Raw genomic sequence first — 19,833 nt, forward strand, 5'->3', positions numbered from 1 at the left:
GTATCCCGGCGGCAAGCCGCCGGGCAGCGAATGCCTTCGCTTCGCTCCGGCAAAATTCCCGCGCAAGCGCGGGAATTGAATTCCGCAAGCGGAATTCTAAAACTGTCGGAAAATCCGCTTCGCGAGATTTCCAGGATTCCCGCAAGCGGGAATCCGATAGCTGACTGGGAGGGGAGGTGCATCACGCGCGGCACTGTGTAGGTTCAGGAATCCCAGGCTATCCCCGGCAGTTCACTCCCTGTCACCTCACCATCGGTGAAAGCTGGCCCCGACCGTCGAGCCCAGTGGACTCCGCTTCGCTCCGCCCACCCTGAACGTCCGTCATCCCCTGCCCCCGGGAAACGGCATGGAAAAAAGCATACCACCCGGAGTGTCGACCCATGCCCGATACCATCACGCATCACCCCGGAGTGTGAGTCGACCGGCGAGCCTGATGCTCACAGTGATGCACTGTGTAGGTTCAGGGATCGGATGTCACCACCAAGGAGCGCGGCGATTTGCCCCAAATCCCAGTCGGTGAATTCGGTTGAGTGGCAGGCGGAGGAGATAGACACATGGCGGATGAAATGGCGGGATATTCAAGCAGGAAAACCGTCGAAATCGGGTCCGGGCGCACCTAGCTGCCTCGCATCGCGCAGCTTGTGGACGGGGGCGAGCCCGCCGTGCCGATCCGGCGGGGGCGGGGTCCGGAGGAGCCCCCGCCGGGACTTCCGCGCGGCGAAGCCTCACACGTCCGGCGGAAGGGCAGTCGACCCGCCGTCCGGCCTGGCGCAGCGTAGCGGGCGCGGCGACTGCCGGATCGGCCGGAGGCCGATGCTGCCGCGCGGAGGGGTGCCGCGAACGGCGGGGGCTGGGGTTACACCTGATGCGTTAAGAGAGATCTGACGTTTGGCCAGGTCAGAGGCATGTCCATGTAGCGCTGAGCGCAACTCAAATGCCACTTTGGGCGGCTGCGTTCCCCTATAGGGGAACGCAGCGGGGTCGGCGGGTGCGGCGCGGCGCCTTTCCCCTATAGGGGAATCGCCGCTACTGTGCGGCGCGTACATCGTTCCCCTCCAGGGGAAAGACTGAGGTAGGGAGGGGTATGGCCGTCCGAGCGAGGGACGCGGTGAACACCGGCACCGGCGAGTACGTGCAGCTGCAGCTGTTGCCGGAGGACAAGAAGGACAAGCCCGTCACGTACGACTGGTCGGGCGGAGGCCGGCACGTCAACGTCAGCAAGGCGCTGGGCAAGAAGGTCTGGCACAAGGACAGCGGGTACGACCAGAACGACCGTGACGTCTTCGGCTACTACCTGTTCAACTCGCCGGAGGGCGATGCGCCGCTGCGCGAGAGCTTCCGGGAGATCGGCACGAACCTCGGGCTCCGGCCGGCGCAGGTCAGCAAGTCGGTCGGCAGACTGAACGTGGGCGGCATCCTGATCGAGGCTGAGAAGATCGGCCGGGTGAAGTTCTACAAGCTCAATGCCCGGGCGGCCTACGATGGCAGTGCGGTGGCGCAGCGTCGGGCGACGGCGTCCGTACGTCACCCAGTGGTTCCCTGCCCCGTTCCCAAGCCCGCTCCTCGGAAGAAGAAGGAGACCTCATGAGCTCCCCGGCTGCTGCTGAGTTCGGTGTCCGTTCCTTGGAAGCGGACGAGATCAACTCTCTTCTCCTCCGGGCGAGTTCGCTGCCCGGAGCGGACCTGCGGATGCTGATGTACTACGCGACTGCGGTGCCGGTGGGCGCGGCGGTCACCAAGACGACCACCGACATCGGCCGGGAGCTTGGCCTGAGCACCACCAGTGCGTCGCGGAGCATCGGTCGGCTGGCTGCTGGTGGCTGGCTGGAGCTCTCCCACGCCGCCGTGGGCAGCCGCTTCTACGTCCTTGGCCGGGTGGCCCTGGGTATCGAGGTGGACCAGGAGGACGAGGCCGTCGCCGATGGCCGGCTGGCGCAGGTCCACCAGCTGCGGCCCCGGGTCTGATCTGCGCGTACATCGTTCCCCTGTAGGGGAAAGTCACAGCTCAGAGGCCCTTGGTCGACCGGTGGTGCTTCTGGAGAGCCCGGGTTCGTTCTGCTTCGGTGGGACGGACCCGGGCTCTCGCGCGTACATCGTTCCCCTGTAGGGGAAAGCTGCAGGTCAGGGCGGTGTACTGCTGGCGGGCGGTAGCACTGGTGGTACCGGTTTGTTCTGCCGGGGCAGAACAAACGCGATGCGCGTACATCGTTCCCCTTGAGGGGAAAGTAGCAGGTCAGGGCTGATTCATGGCCGGTCGGTGTTATCACAGGGTTGATCAGTTCGTTCTGCCGCAGCAGAACAAAGCCCGAGGGCCCGGCCCGGAACGCGAGGTGCGTTCTGGCCCGGGCCCTCGGCGGTGCGCGGCCCGCCGGGTCAGGGGTGGGGCCGGCGCCGGTGGCGGCCGGGCCGCCGCAGGGGTGCGCAGGGCTCGGCGACCGGGGTGAGCAGGAGCCGCTGCGAGTCCCGCTGACGGCTGGTGAGCACCCGGGCGAACAGCCGGGACAGGAGTGCCCGGCGGCGGTGGGCCCCGCCTTCGCAGGCCTGCGCGCAGCCGTCGCACTCCGCGCCGGCGCGGGGGCAGTTGGGCGGGCAGGCGTAGCGGCGGTCGGCGTGGCCGAGCACCAGGGCGGGAAGCCGGGAGGCCGCGCGGGCGGTCGGCCCGGCGTAGCAGCCCGTGCCGTCCAGGTAGGCGGCGGTGAGCCAGGCCTCGATGTAGACGCAGGCGTCGTGGTGGGCCTGGCCGAGGTCGTCCAGGAGGTCCTCGTCGGCGGGCCCGGGGGCGAGGTCGTCGAGCTGGCCTTCACCGATCAGGCGGAGCAACTGGTCGCGGCGCTCGGAGTTGGGCGGGGTGCTGCGGGCGGTGGTGTCGTCGTTCATCGGGCGCGGTCTCCTGTTCAGTCCCGTGCCTGGCAGTAGGCGTCCCAGCGGTCGCGTTCGAGGAGCAGCGAGAGCTCGAAGGCGGCGCGGGCCTGGGCACGGTGCTCTCCGCCGGCGCAGGCCCGCGGGCAACCTGGGAGTCCGTCGGCGGAGGGGCAGGGGTAGAGCCAGGCGGCCCGCTCCCGGACCATCGCGGCAAGTACGGAGCCCACGTGGATGTGCGGGTCGGCGTAGCAGCCGCGGCGGTCGGTGTAGGCGGTGGTGAGCCAGGCCTCGATCGCGAGGTAGTCCTCGGTGGCCCGGACGCCCGGGATGCGGTCGGTGAGGCGGTCGAGGACCATCTCGTCGGCCGGGAGCGGGGCCAGGGTGGTGTCCAGGCCGCCGTGGCGGTAGTGGTCCTGAAGGTGGTGGAACCGCTCGTGCAGCCGCTCGTCCAGGTCGTGGTCCTGGTGGCCGTGCCCGCAGTGGTGGTGGGTCATGAGGTGGTCCTTGGTTGTCGGTGCTGGTCGCGGGCGGGTCAGAAGGACATGTCGATGTAGTCGATGTCCCGGAGGCGGACCTTCAGGTCTGCGGTGCCGGTGCCCTCGATGCGGAAGTAGGCGTCGGCGAGGGCTTCGCCGACCATGTCGGTGAGCTGGTCGTCGGTGGCGCCGGCCTCGCGGGCGGCGATGATGGCGGCTGCGTGGGCCCCTGAGATGCGTTGGGTGAGCAGGCGCGGGCGCGGTGAGTCGCTGGTGCCGGCCCCGGCGTCGAAGCCGAATGTCGCGCGGGTGCTGATCGTGAACCCGGTGCTGGCCGCCCGGTGTCTGGCCTCGGTGCGGACGTCCTGCTGCCAGTGCTCGCAGGTCTCGTCCTCCAGCGCCTCCCTGGCAGCTGCTCGCGGCCTGGTGACGGTTCCTGCACGGTAGCGCTGGACGGTGCGCTGGGAGACGCCCAGACGGGCCGCCAGGGCCTTCGTGCCGCCTTTCAGCTTCCCGAGGAGGAACCCGGTGCGCTCCTGGGTGGAGGCCGGGAGCGGCTCGGTGAACTGGGCGCGCTCGGCACGCTCCAGGCCGTCCGCGATCGTCCCGCGCTTCGCCCGGCCGCTGACCGCTTCTTCGGGTATGCCGTCTATGCCGCTGTTTATGTCGTCTAGCACCCGAGCAGCGTGAAGCCGCGCGCCTGTGGACAGAGTTCGGCGATTCCGAGCACAAGCCGTCCTGAATATCTGCAAATCAGGTGTTTTGGGTATGGCTCGGCGGATTCGGCAGGGCCGGGCAGCTTCAGAGGTACGGGGAGTAGCCTCCCTGCAGCCCCAGGCCGACCGGTGGAGGAGAAGCGTGAGCGGAGAACACCTGATCAGCGACGAAGAGACACGGAGCATCGCGGAGGGCTTTCTCTCCGTCTCTCCCTGGTTGGGAGACGTGGAGTGGGCCCGCACGGTACTTGGCCCCCACGCCGAATTCCTCGTTGGCTTCGACGGCAAGATCCCGGAGAACGCAACGCTCTCGGACGACCAGAGGTGGTCGTGGGCCGTGTCGTTCTCCGACCCCGCCGGCAGGCGGAGCACGCTCAACCACGAGGTCGTCCTTGGGGGCCTGACGCGCCTCGTCTACGACAAGGACACCGGGTCCGACATCTACCTGAGCCTGCCGATCTCGCAGTGGTTCACCGAACCCTCGGAGACCCGGTGCAGCCTCAGGCTGTCCGCCCCCCAGCAATCGCTGATCTGCCAGCACGCCCTCTACGAGAGAACGGTCTTCCCCACGGGCGAGCGCGAGGAACTGTTCGGGAAGAAGCTGGACTTCTTCTCCGACCAGCGTCCCGACACCGCTTCCTCCTCCGAAGCCTGACCTCGTTGGTACAGGCCGTCCAGGCCGAGCGACGCGAGGGTGCAATGCGGTCTGCATTGCACCCTCGCGTCATTGAGACGGCTCCTTCGTCCAGATCGAGCCCGGAACGCGGAGCACCCGACCGCCGGGTCTGGTCAGAGTGGCAGGACGCCGGGAAGCTGGAGCAGGCGCGCGGAGATCTCTCGGTGCGGCCCGACGAAGTCCGGGCTGGCCAGTTGCTCCGGCGTGGGGAGTCCACGGCGGGGCCTGAGGGGCAGGGGCTCGGTGGTGGCCCAGCCGAGGGTGCGCAGGCCGACCCGGGCCATGTCGCGGTCGACGCGCTCGAGGTAGTCGTCGTCGACGGGCGCCTTGCCGTGCAGTTGCCAGATCAGCCCGTCCGGTTCGATGGGCAGGGCGGCGAGGCCGAAGCCGTAGAGGAAGGACAGGTGGCGCTCGCGCAGCACCGCGGCGCACTGTTCCGGGGACAACGGGGCCCCGCGATGCTCGTAGGTGCCGGGCACCGCGAGCCGGCAGTCCGTGTGCGGGAAGTCGTTCAGGTCGATGGCCGCGATGCTGGCCGTGGCCAGTTCCCGCTCGGGGTAGGACCAGGAGCCGTCGGGCAGCAGGACGACGATGTCGTAGGCGTCGCGGGCCGCTGCGACGGCTGTGCGCAGCGGTGTGCGGTCGTGTACCGGCATCCCTCGGTCGCCCGGCCCCCAGACGTCCCACACGCAGGTGTGGTGCACCAGAGTGCCGGGCCCGGCCGGCTGTCCCCACAGCGCGGCGGTCACCGGCTCCGGCGCGGTGCGCGTGACCGGTTGACGGCGCCGGCCCCTGGGCAGGGTCGTGGGGAGCGAGAACCGCCAGCCACTGTCGGTCTCCTCGAGCAGCAGGACGCGCAGCCCGGTGTCGGCCCAGGCCGCTGCGATCCCGCCGATCAGCTCGTAGAGGTGGCCGGACTCCTGGGCGAGGAAGCGCACAACCGCTGTGCGGGCCGGGGCCGCGGCGCGGCGGGTGCGCAGGGCGGTGGTGTACTTCGCGCCGGTCTTGGCGTCCTGGCGGGCGGCCTGGGCCGCCGTGGTCTGGTGCTTCGGCATGACGTAGTCTCCCGCCGGCCGGGCCACGCCCCCGGTGCCGGCTCGTACGACTGCCGCTCGAACATGGGTGAGGGAACCCGCGGGTCTCGGAAGACCTTGACCACGGTCCCGGACCGCGTGGAGCCCTGGGACGGCGGTGAGCGGCAGTACGCGTCTAGCCGTGGGGGACCGTAGCCGAGGTAGCCACAGCGGGCCAAGACGACACCGCCGACGATCCCACGATCGGGTGACCTGGACGTACCCGACGACCGGTTCGGGGCTCAACGGTCACCGCAGGTTCTCCTCTCCGTCGCCGGTCAGTTGCCTTCGTTGATCATGCATGCAGGCAGTAGCCGCAGGCGGTCTCGTCACCTTTCGGCACGAAGAGTGCGCCGCAGCAGACTCATGCCGGCTCGCGGGTGGTGGTCCCGCCGCAGTGGAAGCAAAGGTCGACCCGGGTCCCGGGGTCGGCGGCGGTGCGCGCTCCGTGGACCAGGGCCTTGGCCTGGCAGGTCGGGCACTCGGCCACATCCCGCAATTCGAAGTTGGCGATCAGCCACTCGTTGCTGCGATCGCGGACATTCTGCGTGTAGAAGTACGCGATGTTCTCGGATAGATCCCAGTGGTGGCAGTAGAGACAGCGGGCCTTCTCCCCTTCCCCGATGACCATGGCGAGCTGGCGGCAGGACAGACACCCGACCGTCCGGGCCTTCACCGGCTCCAGTTCGGGGCGGAGCCGGTGAAGCCGCGCCTTCACGTAGCCACGGATCTCCTTGAGTCCCTCGCGGATGAGGTAGAGGTCCTCGGCGACCCCCCAGTCCGGCGGGGCCATGTGGGGCATCACCTCCACGTTCAGGAAACGGATGAGGAACTCCAGTACCTGTGCGGCGTTGGCCTCGATCACGTACCGATTGACCTTGGCATTGTGAGGCCGGCCGTAGTGCTGGAGCTGGTTGCGGAGCCTGGCCAGCTGCTTGAGCTTGGCCTTCTCCCCCTCGCCGATGGCGACCCCGGCTATGTCGGTCAGCCGGGTCAGGGTCTGCTCCACGGTGCAGCTACTCAGGCTGCCGTCATCCAGCTCGCTGCGCTTGGCCTCGCCAGGATTCTTGAAGACCAGGCTCCAGTGCTCTTGCTCCAGCCGGTACTTGAGCAGGCACTCGACGGCGGCCTGCAGGTGCACCACGGCGTACTTCAGCTCCCGGCGGCCGACCTCCTCGCCCTGCAGGTGCTCGACCACGCTGACCAGGTAGTCGAGCGCGTTCTCGACCGGCGGGTAGTGCACCTCGTCGTCCAGGTCCACCCCTTCCCCGGTGCTGTCCCCGACCGACGTCGCGGCCTTCTGGTCGTCCGTCATGGCGGTGCGCTCCCCTCGCTCCGGCGACTGGTAGTGACGGGTCGTCTTGTCCCGGTCTATCGCGTCGGATATCGCAACCTATCCGACGCCTTTACAAGGCTGCTTCGGCTGCGGACGCGGCGAGGAGGGTGCACGGACCCGGCCTGCCTGAACGCCTGGCCGTACGACCGCCTTGACGCGCCGTGCCCGGAGCCGGCCACCTGCACCGTCCAGGCCGACGACGGCTCCACCGGCTACGCAGTGTGCGACGGTCACGCCATCGTCGCCCGCGCCAAGATCGTCGGCGGTCGGGTCCTTGGCGCCCCGCACGCCTTCTGACGCCCGTACTGCCTCACGACCGTAGGGCCGCCGTTGTCGACTGCCTGCCCTTGCCCCGGTTGCGCCGTGGAGGCCGCACGCGGCCCCCCGAAGGTTGGCGTGACGGTGCGTTATGCTCGATGGTGCTGGCTCAGAGTTCCTGGGCCAGTCGCGCACCGCTCCGGTTATACGGAACTGCACGCTGCAGGGTTAGACCTGCGGCGTGAAGGGTGGCTGGCGCCCGTCATCGACGGGAGTCCGGGTCGTGGATGACCTGGCCGACCAGCAGCTCGCCTTGTTTCGTGGAATGCCGGTCGGCATGGGACACCCTGGACATGTGAGCTGGCGGGAGATCATGACGGCGCTCGCCGCCCTTGTGACGGCGCGCAGTGGAGTCCTCGGCACGGTTGCCGGGACGGCAGGCTCGGCCTGTGGCGCGTCGGTCTGTGAAAGGGCGATGCGATGAACCTCGACGATTTCGAGAACGACAACCTTCCTCCGCTGCTCCGTCGGCCCGACGCGGTGCCCGATCCGGTGCCGGTCGCTCAGCTGCGTGGATCCCGCAAGGAGTTGCTGGAGAACCCCGTAAACTCCCTGGACGCGGACGCGGCTAGCGTCGTCACCGCCGGTGCGGTGGACCCCGTGCTGGTCAAGAAGCTGGTCGAGGCGCAGGGCGAGACGGCGGCGGCCGGCCTCCTCATGACCAAGCCGGTCGTCGGCGGGACCCTGTACGCGATCCCGCCGCACCGGCGCTACCTCAACCTGGACGTGCTGCCCGACTTCGTCAATCAACGCTGGGCGGACCAGGTGCGCACCGCCATGGACGAGAAGCCCGCGACGGTCGTTCCTGTCACCTACAAGACGTTGACCGAGCCGGAGACCGGGCAGCCCCAGGCGCTCTTCGTGGTCCGGCTGGCAGACCGCAAGGCCCTGGCCGACGCGGTGACCGAGAGCATGCGCAAGACGTTCCACGCCCAGGGCGGCAAGAACGTCTACACCGAGAGCGTCCTGCAGCAGGGCATCAAGGAACCGATGACGCTGTTCCTGGTGCGCGTCGTGTACGACGACGGCGTCGAGGAGACCTACACCGTCGCCGGTGACGGCAACAGCCGACTCGTGAGCATGTGGCTGGCCCGCACCGGTGGTGACATCGACGCAGCGGCCGCCGCGTGCGTGGCTGCCGTGATCGGCCCGGTCGATCGGCACGGGGCGCGCCGCCCCGCCGACCAGCGCGCAGCCCGCACGAAGGTCGCGGACATGGCAGCCCGCGTCCGCCGCGGCCTGGCCGAGCCGACGCTCACCGAGGCAACCCGCCGGGAGGGCCACACGCTCACCTTCCCCGCCATGGTGATCGTCGGAGCGGTCGCGGAGGATGGCTCCCGCCTGCCCGACCTGATTGCTGCTCGCGACGATCTGGTCGCCAACCTCCACGTCCACGTCACCCCGTGGACCGACGGCGCACAGAACACCCAGGGCATGCAGCGCGTCTACCGGCACGCCCTCCGCACCGGGCTGATCGAGGAGGACGTCTACCGCGTGCTGCTCGGAGCAGTCGGCGCCGGGACGATGCACACGACGCTCGAACTGCCGCCGCACCGGCTGTGGTCGGCAGCCCTCCACCAGCACGCAGTGCTGGCCGGCCAGGCAGAGCAAATGAACCTGCTCATCAAGCAGGAGTTCGGCATTCGCCGGGCCGACCGCCAGCAGGTCAGCGACCGCCTGGCGCCCATGGCCTTGTCGGCTTACCGCAGCTCGGAGCGGATCGACCAGGCCGTCCGCGCGTTTGGCAACGGCGGCACGATCACCGACACGGTGTGGAAGCGGCCGTGGCAGCTGACCGCCGGCAGTGATGCCCTCCAGGTCCTCGACGAGATCCTCAAGCGGGCCGAGAACGACGAAGCGGCCGCGGTCGCCGAACTGACCGTCCTCGGAGGCACGGCCGCGATCCTCGACGGGTACATCACCCGGGACCGCGGCTCCAAGCCCGGCCTCGTCAAGGAGGCTGCCAAGGCACCGTTCCGAGCCACTCCGAACAAGCTGCTGGACATGCTGGCCGCCACCTGCGGTGGGCTGCGGATGCTCCACTCCATCGCGTACGCGCACGTGGCGGCTGACCCCAGCATCCTGCCCAAGCAGTTCCACACCGTCGAGCGCGAGGTCGACGGCGTGCTCGTCCACGACGGCGAGCCCATCGTCGACAAGGCCGGCGCGAAGGTCACCATCGACTACGAGTGGGACCTGGTCTACGCGGCCGACCCGGTTCACGCCGAGGCCGAGATCGCCCTGAACCGGGAGAAGCTCGGTAACAACAAGGGCAGCGGGGGCAACGCCGACCCGGAGGACGTCCGCCAGCGCCGGCTGCTGGACGAGTCGGTGAAGAACGCGCGCAAGGCCGCGAACACGCTCGCCAAGATGACCCGGACCCACGCCCGCGGCCGGGAGATCTTCGGCAGCCCCGACGGCGTGGAGATGCTGCGCGAGCACCTGAAGAAGGTCGACGACATCCTCCTCGCCTACGGCCCCGCGCGGACCATGGTGCTCGACCTGGACGACGACGGGGACGGTGACGACGCGTGAGCCCCACCGTCCAGATCCCGCAGCAGATCCGCCGCCGGCTTGCCCCCGTCGTCCGAACACTGGCGCCACTGCTCGATGCCAGCGCGCTGGACCAGGACGGCGGCCTGCTGGCCGGCCTGACTTGTCGCGCCACGGTCGAGGCCGCCCGACGCGGCATCACGGCACCGAACGCCGTGTACGTCGCATGGGATGTCCGGTACTGCTGCCGCTACGTCGGCAGCGTGTGCCGCCCGTCCGTGACGGCGGTCGGTGACCGGCTCGCCGAGCACCATCAGCACCTCACCGAAGGGACGGCCCGCCGTAGCGGGTGGGCTCTGCTGACCGTGCTGCCCATACGGGCCGACGCGCCGCCGGAGATCGTCCACGCCGCCGAAGGCTGGGCGGCCCGCTATCTCGCTCCGCTGGAGGGCAGAGCCCACCCGCGAATCGACTTCATGCAACCGCCAGCTACCCTCGCCGCCTCCCTGACGGCGTAGGCCCACCGCCCGCCCGCATCGTTGCTCAGGACCAGCAAGCAGCCTGCTGCGTCCCGGGCGTTGATGCAGGCAGGAGAATACGGACGTGGGCCCGTTCCCGGCAGCTCCAATGCCGGGAACGGGCCCACGTCTTTCCCTGGCAGGCTCTACGGCTCCATGCCGTCGGCCATGTCATGCAGGTGGTGCACGGCGTCGTCCCAGCCCTGGCCGTACCAGTACGGGCCGGTCAGCGCGGTGGGCTCATGTGGGACGGCTGCCAGCTGCACAGCGGCCTGCCTCCACGATGCGGCCACCACCGCCCGCATCCGGTCGAACTCGGCGACCAGGGCGGCCAGCTCCTCGGCGGGCGGCAGCTCGACTTCGCCGCCCGCGGCCAGGGTGCGGCGCAGCCCGTGCACGGCAAGGCTGGCCAGCCGCTTGGTATTCCAGTCGGCGTCGGCCGGGACGGTGCCGGCCTGAACTTCGTCGGCGTAGCCGTCTAGGGAGTTCATCGATGTATTTCTCCTTCGGGGCTCAGTACTGGACGTCGATTGCCTTGATTCCGGTGAATTCGACTTCGAGTTCGTTGGCGCGTCCGCCGCTCTTGAAATAGATTTCCTGGAATCCCTCGGCCATGATCTTGCGCATCTCTTGGTCGCTTTCCCCTCGGTCCTGGGCGGCGAAGAGACGTTCGGCGTAGGCCGGGGGAAGGTGGACGGTCAGGTGCCGCAGCCGGGCCTCGTCGGTCGTTCCGACCGGGGCGGTGTAGCCGAAGTACGCCCACACCTCGACGGTGATGCCGCTGGTGCTGGAGGCCTTCTTGCGGGCCTGGCGGCGGATCCCGGGCTGCCACACCCGGCTCAGCTCGCGGGCCAGGGCCTCGCGCAGCGCGGAGCGCGGGTGCTTGCGCTCGCCCTTGAGGTAGCGGCGCACGGTGTTCGCGTCGACGCCGAGGCGGGCCGCGACGGCCTTCTTGTCGCCCTTGGCGGCCTTGACCAACGCCCGCATCTGGGCCTGCGCGGACTTCGGCAGGGCCTGGGTGAAGTGCTCGGGCGCCGCCCGGTCGATCGCGTCGGTGATCTCCTCCACGGCCCCTCCTACTTCCCGTCGACTTCGTTGGCGTCGTAGCCCTTGATGTGCCGGGCCGGGTTGACGGGCTGGTCGCGCTCCAGCCAGTCGACGACGGTCAGCATGCTCTGGACGCCCTCGACCTTGGCCAGGCCCGGGGTAGCGCCGAGGCGGAACGTGCCGGGCAGTACGCCCTTGCCGGAGCCGGTGAGCGGCAGGAAGCCGAACGGGTCCGGGGTCGGGGAGGCGTAGACGACGCAGTCGTTGTTGACGCCGAGCGGGTAGCGGCCGTTCGCCTTCGCCACGTTGGCCATCTTGCGGTGCATGTTGACGCGGGCCTTGGCGATGACCGCGGCCCGGATGTCCGGACGCCAGGTCGGCCGCTCCAGGGCCGACCACGGATCGCCCGGCTTGTAGTTCAGGCCCTGTGGGCGCTCGCGCAGCTTCCCGATCCCGAACTTCACCGTCGACTTCACCGCGGACAGCACCACGGCGATCTGGTGGTGGCGCCACGCGGCCGAGGCGAGCTGGTCGTCGCCCATCTGCGCCAGGTGCTCCAGGCCCTCGGCCGTGAGCGCGGTGCGCAGCGCGTCCAGGTCCGCGCCGGCGCTCTTGAGGAGGCGGTGGGCGGTCATCGCGGCGAGGAAGGCGCGCTCGTCGGTGTCCTTCTCGACCGGGATGCCGGCCTCGGCCATCGTGGTCACGTAGGCCTCGCGCAGGCGGTCGTGCCACGGGTCCAGGTACGCGCCGGCCTTCTCGCGCAGGTACGCCTCGATCGGGCGGACGTCGTGGCCGAGCTCGAGGGCGTACGCCACCGTGGTGGTGGTGTACCAGCCCGGGCCCGTCGGCGGCTGGCCGGTCGGGGTGAACGGCGAGGGCAGGCGCGGATCGGTCGGGATGTGGGACAGGTCCACCAGCCAGGAGCCGGCCGTCTTCCTGTCGAAGTCCGGGCGGCTGACGTGGATGGGGCCGGACAGGCCCACCGACAGGCGGGCGGCGGCTGCCAGGTAGGCGGTGTTGATGTCGATGCCCACCGCGAACGGCTCCACCATCTCCGCCTCGGAGAGCGTCTCCACCGGGCGGATCCACTGGTACGACTCCTCGTTCAGGAATCCGCCGGTCCAGCCCTGCGCGGCCGGGTGCTCGGTGAGGACCTCCGGGGGCGCTGCCTCGTAGACGTCGGTCAGCGCGCCCGGGTTCGGCCCGGACACCCACCCGCCCGTGGCCTCGTCGCGCACCGCCCGCGTCGGCGGGCGCAGCGCGGTCATCAGCTCCAGGCCGCAGGTTGCGGTGGAGCCCCGCGGGGTGATGACCCGCTGGGCGTAGACGCCGAGGACGCGGGCCAGGTCCGGGGCCGGGAGCTGGTCGGCGTTGCCCCAGGCGCGGGTGTCCAGGGCCCGCCACGGCAGTACGGCGAGCTGCACGCACTGGCGCTGGCCGTCCTTGACCGGCCGGTAGATCCGGGCCCAGGGTCCGAAGCCGCGGCGGGTGAGCTGCCACTTCGAGCGGGCCAGTGCCTTGACCACCTTGTGGTCCTCCGGCAGCCGCTGCGAGCGCATCGTCGCCGGGTCGTCGTCCAGCGTGGCCGGCAACCCGAACTTGGCGGCGGCCTCGGCGGTCAGCACGACCAGCGGGTCGCCGTTCCGGCCGTTGCGGTTCAACCGGGCCGTGCCCAGACCGGAGTCGGTCAGCGCCCAGGTGACCAGCTGCGCCAGCGTGGTCGCCGGGCACTCCAGCACCAGGCCGCCGACCCCGTACGCGGTGCCGTCGCCGTCCAGCACCACGAGCGGCCCGTTGGGGAACTGGCCGTCGAAGTGCGGCGCCGGACGCGCGGCACGGCGCAATGCCTGCCCTCCCGGGCGGGCCGCAGCGGGCCGGGCCGGAACGGCGGGGGCCTGCGGGGCGGCCTCAACGGCTTCCTCCACCGGGGCGGCGACGGGCTCCGGATCGGCCTCCGGCGGCGAGGCCGGGGCGGGCGCCGGGGCGAAGGCCACCGGGACCTGGTCGACGGTCTGTGCGGCCGGGACGGTTTCCGGCGCCGGGTACTTCGCCGCCCAGCCCTCCAGCAGCCGCGCGTACGCCTCCAAGCGAGGCGGCTTCGGCGTCGAGCGGCCGTTCTCGTAGTTCTTCACCGTCTGGGTCGTGCTCTGCAGCACCTTCGCCAGCTGCGCCTGGGTGACCCCGGCGGCCTCCCGAAGGCGCGCCCGCTCGGCCGGCTCCGGGAGCTGCGGACCCGGCTCGGTCCCGGCCAGTAGCGCGTCCACCGCCGCGAAGAGTTCGTCCTGCGTAGGCATGAAGCCTCACCTCCAGGACCCAACCTAACACACCATTAGCCCTCCAAGTTAACCAGTTTCCTTAACCGGAAAATTTAACCCTTGATGAGAGTGCGACCGGCAGCCGATCCCGCCCCAGCACATCGAATCCGTCGCCTTCCCAGGCGACCCGGCCTATGACCGCCTCGCCGGCCTGCCCGCTGCCTGACGCTCCGCCGCACCGCAGCCGCACGCCCGGCCGCACCCGACTCGGCGCGCCGGTCCGCGAAATCCAGGCAGCAGCCGCCGGATAGATCACCCCGACCACCGGTTACCCCTGCCCAGGGCACAGGCTCCCGAAGGCAGGGGTGGTACCCGGGGGCGCCCCGCCATGTCCTGGCCCCCCGGCCTCCCGGCTGTCGGAGGGGTGACGTTCTGGTACCGGCCGGGACCGGACATCAACTCGCGCGGTGCCTGCTCGGCGTCGCCGGGACGGGGTGCGGTCGCGGGGCCAGGCGGCGGCCTGATCGTCGGCCTCGGTGCTCAGCCGGTGCCCGTCCGGAGCCGGCAGCAGCCGCACCGGCAGGTGGGCCGGGCCAGCGGTCCGTTCGCCGGTTCGCACCCGGAACTCCCTCCGAAGTCGGCATGATCGGACACACGGATCCGAAGGGGGAGCGGGAACATGGCCAAGACCGTCTACGCGATGCTCGAGGCACGCACCCAGCAGGGGGCGAAGATCCGGGCTTCCCGGACCGACCCGCTGCCCCCGGAAGCGAAACCCCTGTTGTGCCGCTACTGCGAGGCCAACGTGAAGTTGGTGCCCGCCTACTTCAAGGGCGAGGACGGGCCCAACCCCACCAGGGTCGGCGCCCACTTCGCCCTCTACCCCAAGCAGCACCACGCGGCCGACTGCGGGTACAACCCCACCGAGGTCGTCAAGGCCATCGCCCGCGGCTCCCAGGGCCTGGCCCAGGCCGAGGACGGTGCCCGACTGCGCCTGGTCGTCCCCGGCGACCTCGGCTCTTCCATGGTGAAGACGCCGCAGCCCGCCGACGGCGAGGCCGCCGCGGGCACCCGATCGCTCACCTTCACCACCACGCGACCCCTGATCCCGCCGGCGCTGAACTCCGCCGCGAAGATCGTGCACTTCCTGCAACTGCACGGCTTCAACGATGAAGCCGTCGAGATGTTCTCCGTCGTCTACGGCGACACCACCAAGCCGATCCCCTGGCACCGGTTCTGCTACCACCCCGATACCGCCGCCGACCTCCACCAGGTCCTCGCGGGCGGCTGGCCCCCACGGCACCCCGTCGCGTTCTACGGCACCGTCACCCGCGTCGACAGCAAGGGCGGCAAGGCGTACGCCACCCTCGCCACCGGACAACGCCCGCACGATGGCGGCCAGCCCTTCAGCGTCCGCCTTCGCACCCAGCACCCCGTCCTGCTCGATCAGCTGCGCCCTGGCCGGCACATTCTCGCGATCGGCACCTGGAAGCTCTGGCCTGAGGCGAACGAGGTCCGCCTCTGGCTGGAAGCCCACTGGCAGCTCGCCTACTGGGACACCGACCCCGGCACCGGCGCGCCCCGCGACATCTCCTGTCCCCGGCCGCTTCCACCCGGCACCGGAACCGTTCCTCCTCCCCCGCGCCGCGGCGCCCCTGCAGCGCCCACGCGCCGCCCCGGAACGGCCCGCACGACGACACCAGTTCGCCCGCGCCCGCTTTCCCAGGCCCGACCTGCTCCGGTACCGAACGACGTCGCGCCGGACCAGCAGCTCTCCGTCGCCCAGTCTGCGGCCGCCGCAGAGCCCGCCGCGTCCTTCGTCCCGCCCATCGGCATGGACCTCACCGCCCGTACCCTGGCCACTGAACTGCCAGCTGGTACGCGACCGCGCTCCAAGACAGACGACCACGAGCCGTCGACCATGTCCCCGCTGACCGCACCCTCCGAATCGGCCCCTGCGGAAGATCCCGGACGCGTACCGGTCCAGCATCCCGCCCCGGAGCCCGACGACTACCTGCTCGCTCCACCGGCAGCCGCCGCCCCCGCGGCGCCCCGGCCGACCAACGCCCCTCCGCCTCCGTCGCGCCCTCCGACAGTCCACCTGCCCGGCTACACCGAAGCCTCGGAACAACCGCGCCCGGCCACCAAGGTTGACCACCAGGGCGCAGCAGCGGCTGGGTGAGGTCCGGTTGTTCAGCGGTTGCGTCGTACGAGCACTTTGAGTACCTCCCGGGCGTCGCGACGGCGGGCGTCGCTGCGGGCGGCGACGGCGGTCAGGGCTGCTGCGCTGACCGCGAGGGTGTACCAGGCGGCGCTGGCCGCGGTGATGAGCGCGGCGTGCTGGAGCACGGTGGGCATCATGGTGCCTTTCGTCGGGGAGGGCGGTGCGGTGCCCGGTTGGCCGGGCGCCGCGGTGGTCCTCTACGGGCAGACGAGTTCTTGGAGCTGGTCGGCGATGGCCTCGGTGGGCAGGCTGAAGGAGCCGCAGATGTCGTCGCGGTGGGCGGGCAGGCCGTCGATGGCTTCGCGCAGCGCGTGGTCGGGTCGGGGGAGGCTGTCGGTGTCGGGCAGGGGCGGGGCGATGGCCGGCACGGCGTGAAGGTATCCGGGCAGGTCCGGGACCGCGTGGGCCGGCGTGAGGGCCGGGCCGTCCAGGCGGGCGGCTTGGCGGAACCAGTGCTCCGCCTCGCGCAGCTCGCCCAGGCGCATGTGGTGGAGATAGAGGCAGTAGGCGGCGGTGAGGTCGCCAGCGCCGGCGGCGAACTGCCACCACCACTGCGCTTCGCGGTACAGGCCGGTGAGGTCCAGCAGGCAGGCGAAGACGAGGCCGCCGCGCGGTTCGACCCACTCGTCCACCAGACCGGCCAGCAGTTCTCCCGATTCCGGCTCGTTGATGACGAGGGTCTCCAGGGCGCGCAGGTCTCGGGTGGCGTCGTCGTGGATGCTTGCGGGTGTCGGCAGGGACGCGGTCCTGGGCGTGCACGGGCAGGACGGCGGCGTCGTGGGGGGCTGACGGGCGGCCAGTCTCTCGGTGATGTAGCGCCGGCCCGCTTCGAGGTCGTACTGGGGGCGGGGGCCGGGGGCTGGGCCGGCGGCTTTGAGCAGGCGGTCGATGTTGTCGGTCACCGGGGTTACTCCTGGTCGTGCGTGGCGGGGCCGGGGCGGAGAACGCGGCGCGGCTTGAGACGGGCCTCGATCTTGGAACGGGCCTGGGAGGTGAGGGAGCGTACGGTGGCCTCGTCGACACCCATCGCCCGCGCGGTGCGGGCGATGGTGAGGCCGTTGATGTAGCGCAGGACGACGACGTCGAACTTCGCGCCCGAGAGCTCCAGGATCGCGGCTCCCAGCGTGATGCCCTTCTCCAGGTTGGCGACGCTCGCGCTCAGGTCGTGAAGCAGCGGCTCGGCCTCCAGGCGCAGGGCGACGGAGAAGGCGACGCGCTCGACCAGCGCGAGGTGCTCGTCGCGGCGGGCCCGCTCGGCCTCCACCGCGTGGCGCAGGGCCGCCCAGGCGTAGGCGGCCGGGTTGGGCTTGTTCAACACCTGGTCCCAGCACTCACCAAGGCGCAGGAACACCTCGCTGACCAGTCGCTGGGCCAGGTTCTGATCCCCGAGGTTGGTGAGGGTGTACTGGAAGTACGGCTCGGCGTGGAGCTCCTGGAAACCGATGAGCGTTATGGGCAGTTCCACCCGGGGGGCCGTCCCCGCGGCGTCGGCGAAGGGCGATTCGCTCATTCACGCCTCCCCGGTCGGGTCCGGGACGTTGCCGCGCGGGCGGACCGGGCAGCTGATCCCGGGTGCTGCGAGGGCGGGGGATGCGGGAACGTGCCGGTCGGTGAGCGGCCGCGGGGCAGGGGTATGGGGGGTCATCGGCGAGGGGGTCCTAACTCTTCACCAGAATGGTTGCGCCGTAACGCTCCGTGGGGATCTGCGACCGGAGCGTGCTGACGAACAGCATCTAATCCGTCGAACAGCACGTTCGTTCACGGCTCGAAGGTAAAGAGTTGCGGAGCGTGACATTCCGAGGTTTGAAGTCGTTCACCATCTCGCCACCAGGCTGATGAATCAGGGACGTGGGAGCGGAGGCTCTGCCGACAGGCCAAAAGCCTTCAAGTCCTGGAGGCGTTACCACGCGGTGTTCGAACAGCGCGGGTCCGACGAGGGGCCTGGAACAATGCCGGAGGCGAACGGGACGATCAGGCCCACCAGTCGGGCTCGCCGCCTCCCGCCCGAGCGCCACAACCAGGTTTGCCGGACACCAGCGTCTCGGCCTCCTCGCGGATCAGCTCGCCGATCCAGTCGGCGACGCCAGCCGACAGCACAACGGTGCGCTGTTCGATGCTGTGCGGGGCACCGATGGTCACCCAGATCTCCCGGGAGTCCCCGGGGGCGCCGGCCTGGTCGGCGAAGTCCTCCAAGGTGTCCGCGAGTTCGCCAGCCGCGCCCGCGCTGTCGGCGTTCACCAGCCCCAGTCCGCTGCGGCGGACTCCGGGGCCGGCTCCGGGGCCCTGCGGACGGTCCGCGACGAGTAGACGTACCAGCCCCAGTCGTCCGGGCCGCCCCCGGTGCGCATCAGTGCGACCCAGGCGGTCGACCCTTGGTGCAGACGCCACTGCTCCACCCGGGCCAGGCGCCACTGCCCACCGAGACGGGCCTCGGCCCAGCGCCAGCGCGGCTCCACGTTCCAGCAGCGGCCGGGCCCGGACATCAGCTCGCGCGGGGCGCGCTCGGCGTCCCCGGGCATCGGGTCCGGGCGCGAAGGGCGGGAGAACGGAAGTGCGCTGGTCACATCCATCACGGTAGTTCGAATGCACGTTCGAATTCAACCCGGCGCCTCCCCGTCCGAGGCCCGAACGCGACCACGCGCAGCCGGAGGGCGGGGGAGCAGCATGGAGAGAGGAGGATTCGATGCCGAAGGCGATCGCCAAGCTGTCGATCAGCTTCTCGCTCGTGTCGATCCCGGTGGCCGTCTACGCGGCGACCGGACGGCACACCGTGCCGCTGCACCAGGTCCATGCGGCCGACGGCGGCCGGATCCGGCAGAAGCGTGTGTGCGAGCTGGACGGGACGGAGGTCCAGTTCGAGGACGTGGCCCACGGCTACGAGGCCCCGGACGGACGCATGGTCGTCCTGACCCAGGACGACCTCGCCGACCTGCCGCTCACGACCACCAAGGAGATCAGGGTCCTGGGCTTCCTCGACGCCGACCGGGTGGACCCGGTCAACTTCGACAAGGCCTACTACCTGGGACCGTCCGGCCCGGCTGGCGCCCGCCCGTACGCGCTGCTGCGCCAGGCGATGCTGGAGGCCGACCAGGTCGCCGTCGCCCGCGTCGCGATCAGGACCCGCGAGTGCCTGGCCGTCCTTCGAGTGCGCCAGGACGTCATCGTGCTGCAGACCTTGCTCTGGCCGGACGAGATCCGCTCCGCCGCGGGCATCGCCCCCGAGGGCATCCAGCTGCGCCCCAAGGAGATGCAGCTCGCCAGGACCCTGATGGACGCCGTCACCTCGGACTTCCACATCGAGGCCGAACACGACGAGTACGCGCACGCCCTCGAGCAGGTCGTCGAGGCCCGCCTCGCCGGGATCGAACCCCCGCACGCCCCCGAGTCGCGCGCCCTTCCGCCCGGCGGAACCGTCATGGACCTCATGGCTGTCCTGGAGCGCGCCCTCGCCGACGCCAAGGAGCAGCATCCGAAGACCAGCGGCGCGGTGAAGAGCACCGGCACCACCAAGCTGGTCGGCAAGAAGACCCCGGCCCGCAAAAGCACCAGCAAGGCCCCGCCGGCGAAGACCGCCGAGGCCCCTAACGGCAAGCGCCCGACCAGACGGGCATGAGGCCAGCGACCAGCCTCCCGCTCCGGCACAGCGCGTGGGCCTTGAGTCAGACCAGAGGGTCGAGGAAGACTACGTTCGCCGGGTCGTTGTGGACGCTGTCAACTCGGCGGGCCGCCAGCGTAATTGACGCTGGCGGCCCGGTGGCACCGTCACAGCGCGAGGGCGTGCCGGTAGACGGTTCGCAGCCTGGTGCGGAGGGTGGCGTCGGTGATGGTCTGCAGGGCGG

General features: G+C 70.5%; 21 protein-coding genes. 7 read left to right on the forward strand and 14 right to left on the reverse strand.

The annotated features are described in order from the left end of the window. On the reverse strand, positions 1-185 hold a 185-nt coding region (locus ACFXPX_RS13450; RefSeq protein ID WP_380641101.1), incomplete at its 3' end, for a hypothetical protein. Positions 186-1,108: 923 nt separating this feature from the next. On the opposite strand from ACFXPX_RS13450, the gene ACFXPX_RS13455 reads away from it, so the two are divergent. Together ACFXPX_RS13455 and ACFXPX_RS13460 are read left to right on the forward strand one after the other, a co-directional pair. Further along, positions 1,109-1,588, forward strand: a complete 480-nt coding sequence (locus tag ACFXPX_RS13455; protein WP_380641103.1) for a transcriptional regulator — start codon at positions 1,109-1,111, stop codon at positions 1,586-1,588. Continuing rightward, positions 1,585-1,965 carry a MarR family transcriptional regulator gene (locus tag ACFXPX_RS13460; protein WP_380641105.1) on the forward strand — a complete coding sequence of 127 codons (381 nt, stop codon included), beginning with the start codon at positions 1,585-1,587 and terminating at the stop codon, positions 1,963-1,965. The genes ACFXPX_RS13455 and ACFXPX_RS13460 overlap by 4 nt, the downstream gene beginning before the upstream one ends. A gap of 408 nt (positions 1,966-2,373) precedes the next feature. Here ACFXPX_RS13460 and ACFXPX_RS13465 read toward each other — a convergent pair whose 3' ends face one another. Genes ACFXPX_RS13465 through tpg (ACFXPX_RS13475) form a run of 3 tightly spaced genes read right to left on the reverse strand, consistent with a single transcriptional unit; the run spans position 2,374 to position 4,015 of the window. Then, on the reverse strand, positions 2,374-2,877 hold the full coding sequence (locus ACFXPX_RS13465; protein WP_380641107.1) for a hypothetical protein: 504 nt from the start codon (positions 2,875-2,877) through the stop codon (positions 2,374-2,376). Between the two features lie 17 nt (positions 2,878-2,894). Further along, positions 2,895-3,356: a hypothetical protein gene (locus ACFXPX_RS13470; protein ID WP_380641109.1), complete on the reverse strand. Its 462-nt coding sequence runs from the start codon at positions 3,354-3,356 to the stop codon at positions 2,895-2,897. A 38-nt stretch (positions 3,357-3,394) separates the two neighbouring features. Beyond that, positions 3,395-4,015, reverse strand: a complete 621-nt coding sequence (gene tpg, locus ACFXPX_RS13475; RefSeq protein ID WP_380641111.1) for a telomere-protecting terminal protein Tpg — start codon at positions 4,013-4,015, stop codon at positions 3,395-3,397. A 181-nt stretch (positions 4,016-4,196) separates the two neighbouring features. Between tpg (ACFXPX_RS13475) and ACFXPX_RS13480 the strand changes: the two genes are divergently transcribed. Beyond that, positions 4,197-4,709, forward strand: a complete 513-nt coding sequence (locus ACFXPX_RS13480; RefSeq protein WP_380641113.1) for a hypothetical protein — start codon at positions 4,197-4,199, stop codon at positions 4,707-4,709. Positions 4,710-4,843: 134 nt separating this feature from the next. On the opposite strand, the gene ACFXPX_RS13485 is transcribed toward ACFXPX_RS13480, so the two are convergent. Continuing rightward, positions 4,844-5,785 carry a hypothetical protein gene (locus tag ACFXPX_RS13485; RefSeq protein WP_380641115.1) on the reverse strand — a complete coding sequence of 314 codons (942 nt, stop codon included), beginning with the start codon at positions 5,783-5,785 and terminating at the stop codon, positions 4,844-4,846. Positions 5,786-6,167: 382 nt separating this feature from the next. After that, the gene (locus ACFXPX_RS13490; protein ID WP_380641117.1) at positions 6,168-7,118 is read right to left on the reverse strand and encodes a hypothetical protein; all 951 of its coding nucleotides are present in this window, start codon (positions 7,116-7,118) and stop codon (positions 6,168-6,170) included. Positions 7,119-7,877: 759 nt separating this feature from the next. Between ACFXPX_RS13490 and ACFXPX_RS13495 the strand changes: the two genes are divergently transcribed. After that, entirely contained in the window at positions 7,878-9,992 is a 2,115-nt protein-coding gene (locus ACFXPX_RS13495) for a hypothetical protein (RefSeq protein WP_380641119.1), read from the forward strand. Further along, positions 9,989-10,468 carry a hypothetical protein gene (locus ACFXPX_RS13500; protein WP_380641121.1) on the forward strand — a complete coding sequence of 160 codons (480 nt, stop codon included), beginning with the start codon at positions 9,989-9,991 and terminating at the stop codon, positions 10,466-10,468. The genes ACFXPX_RS13495 and ACFXPX_RS13500 overlap by 4 nt, the downstream gene beginning before the upstream one ends. Positions 10,469-10,614: 146 nt before the next feature. Here ACFXPX_RS13500 and ACFXPX_RS13505 read toward each other — a convergent pair whose 3' ends face one another. From ACFXPX_RS13505 to tap, 3 genes are read right to left on the reverse strand one after another with little or no spacing between them, the layout of a single operon-like run. Next, entirely contained in the window at positions 10,615-10,959 is a 345-nt protein-coding gene (locus ACFXPX_RS13505) for a hypothetical protein (RefSeq protein WP_380641123.1), read from the reverse strand. Positions 10,960-10,981: 22 nt separating this feature from the next. Continuing rightward, complete coding sequence (gene tpg / locus ACFXPX_RS13510) at positions 10,982-11,536, reverse strand: telomere-protecting terminal protein Tpg (protein ID WP_380641125.1); 555 nt, start codon at positions 11,534-11,536, stop codon at positions 10,982-10,984. Between the two features lie 8 nt (positions 11,537-11,544). Beyond that, on the reverse strand, positions 11,545-13,809 hold the full coding sequence (tap, locus tag ACFXPX_RS13515; RefSeq protein ID WP_380641127.1) for a telomere-associated protein Tap: 2,265 nt from the start codon (positions 13,807-13,809) through the stop codon (positions 11,545-11,547). A 640-nt stretch (positions 13,810-14,449) separates the two neighbouring features. On the opposite strand from tap, the gene ACFXPX_RS13520 reads away from it, so the two are divergent. Next, positions 14,450-15,952, forward strand: coding sequence for a hypothetical protein (locus ACFXPX_RS13520; RefSeq protein WP_380641129.1), 1,503 nt, complete (start codon positions 14,450-14,452; stop codon positions 15,950-15,952). Positions 15,953-15,963: 11 nt separating this feature from the next. Here the strand turns inward: ACFXPX_RS13520 and ACFXPX_RS13525 are convergent, their stop codons facing one another. The 5 genes from ACFXPX_RS13525 to ACFXPX_RS13545 form a co-directional block, all read right to left on the reverse strand. Beyond that, complete coding sequence (locus ACFXPX_RS13525) at positions 15,964-16,131, reverse strand: hypothetical protein (RefSeq protein ID WP_380641132.1); 168 nt, start codon at positions 16,129-16,131, stop codon at positions 15,964-15,966. A 60-nt stretch (positions 16,132-16,191) separates the two neighbouring features. Further along, positions 16,192-16,896 (reverse strand): hypothetical protein, encoded by a 705-nt coding sequence (locus tag ACFXPX_RS13530; RefSeq protein WP_380641134.1) that lies wholly within the window; start codon positions 16,894-16,896, stop codon positions 16,192-16,194. Positions 16,897-16,901: 5 nt separating this feature from the next. Next, positions 16,902-17,504 carry an RNA polymerase sigma factor gene (locus ACFXPX_RS13535; protein WP_380641136.1) on the reverse strand — a complete coding sequence of 201 codons (603 nt, stop codon included), beginning with the start codon at positions 17,502-17,504 and terminating at the stop codon, positions 16,902-16,904. A 461-nt stretch (positions 17,505-17,965) separates the two neighbouring features. Next, positions 17,966-18,232 (reverse strand): hypothetical protein, encoded by a 267-nt coding sequence (locus ACFXPX_RS13540; RefSeq protein ID WP_380641138.1) that lies wholly within the window; start codon positions 18,230-18,232, stop codon positions 17,966-17,968. Beyond that, positions 18,229-18,558, reverse strand: a complete 330-nt coding sequence (locus tag ACFXPX_RS13545) for a hypothetical protein (protein WP_380641140.1) — start codon at positions 18,556-18,558, stop codon at positions 18,229-18,231. The genes ACFXPX_RS13540 and ACFXPX_RS13545 overlap by 4 nt, the downstream gene beginning before the upstream one ends. Before the next feature lie 119 nt (positions 18,559-18,677). Between ACFXPX_RS13545 and ACFXPX_RS13550 the strand changes: the two genes are divergently transcribed. Further along, the gene (locus tag ACFXPX_RS13550; RefSeq protein ID WP_380641142.1) at positions 18,678-19,607 is read left to right on the forward strand and encodes a Ku protein; all 930 of its coding nucleotides are present in this window, start codon (positions 18,678-18,680) and stop codon (positions 19,605-19,607) included. The last annotated feature ends 226 nt before the right edge of the window (positions 19,608-19,833 follow it).

The sequence above is a fragment of the Kitasatospora sp. NPDC059146 genome (assembly GCF_042786665.1).
Classification (GTDB): domain Bacteria; phylum Actinomycetota; class Actinomycetes; order Streptomycetales; family Streptomycetaceae; genus Kitasatospora.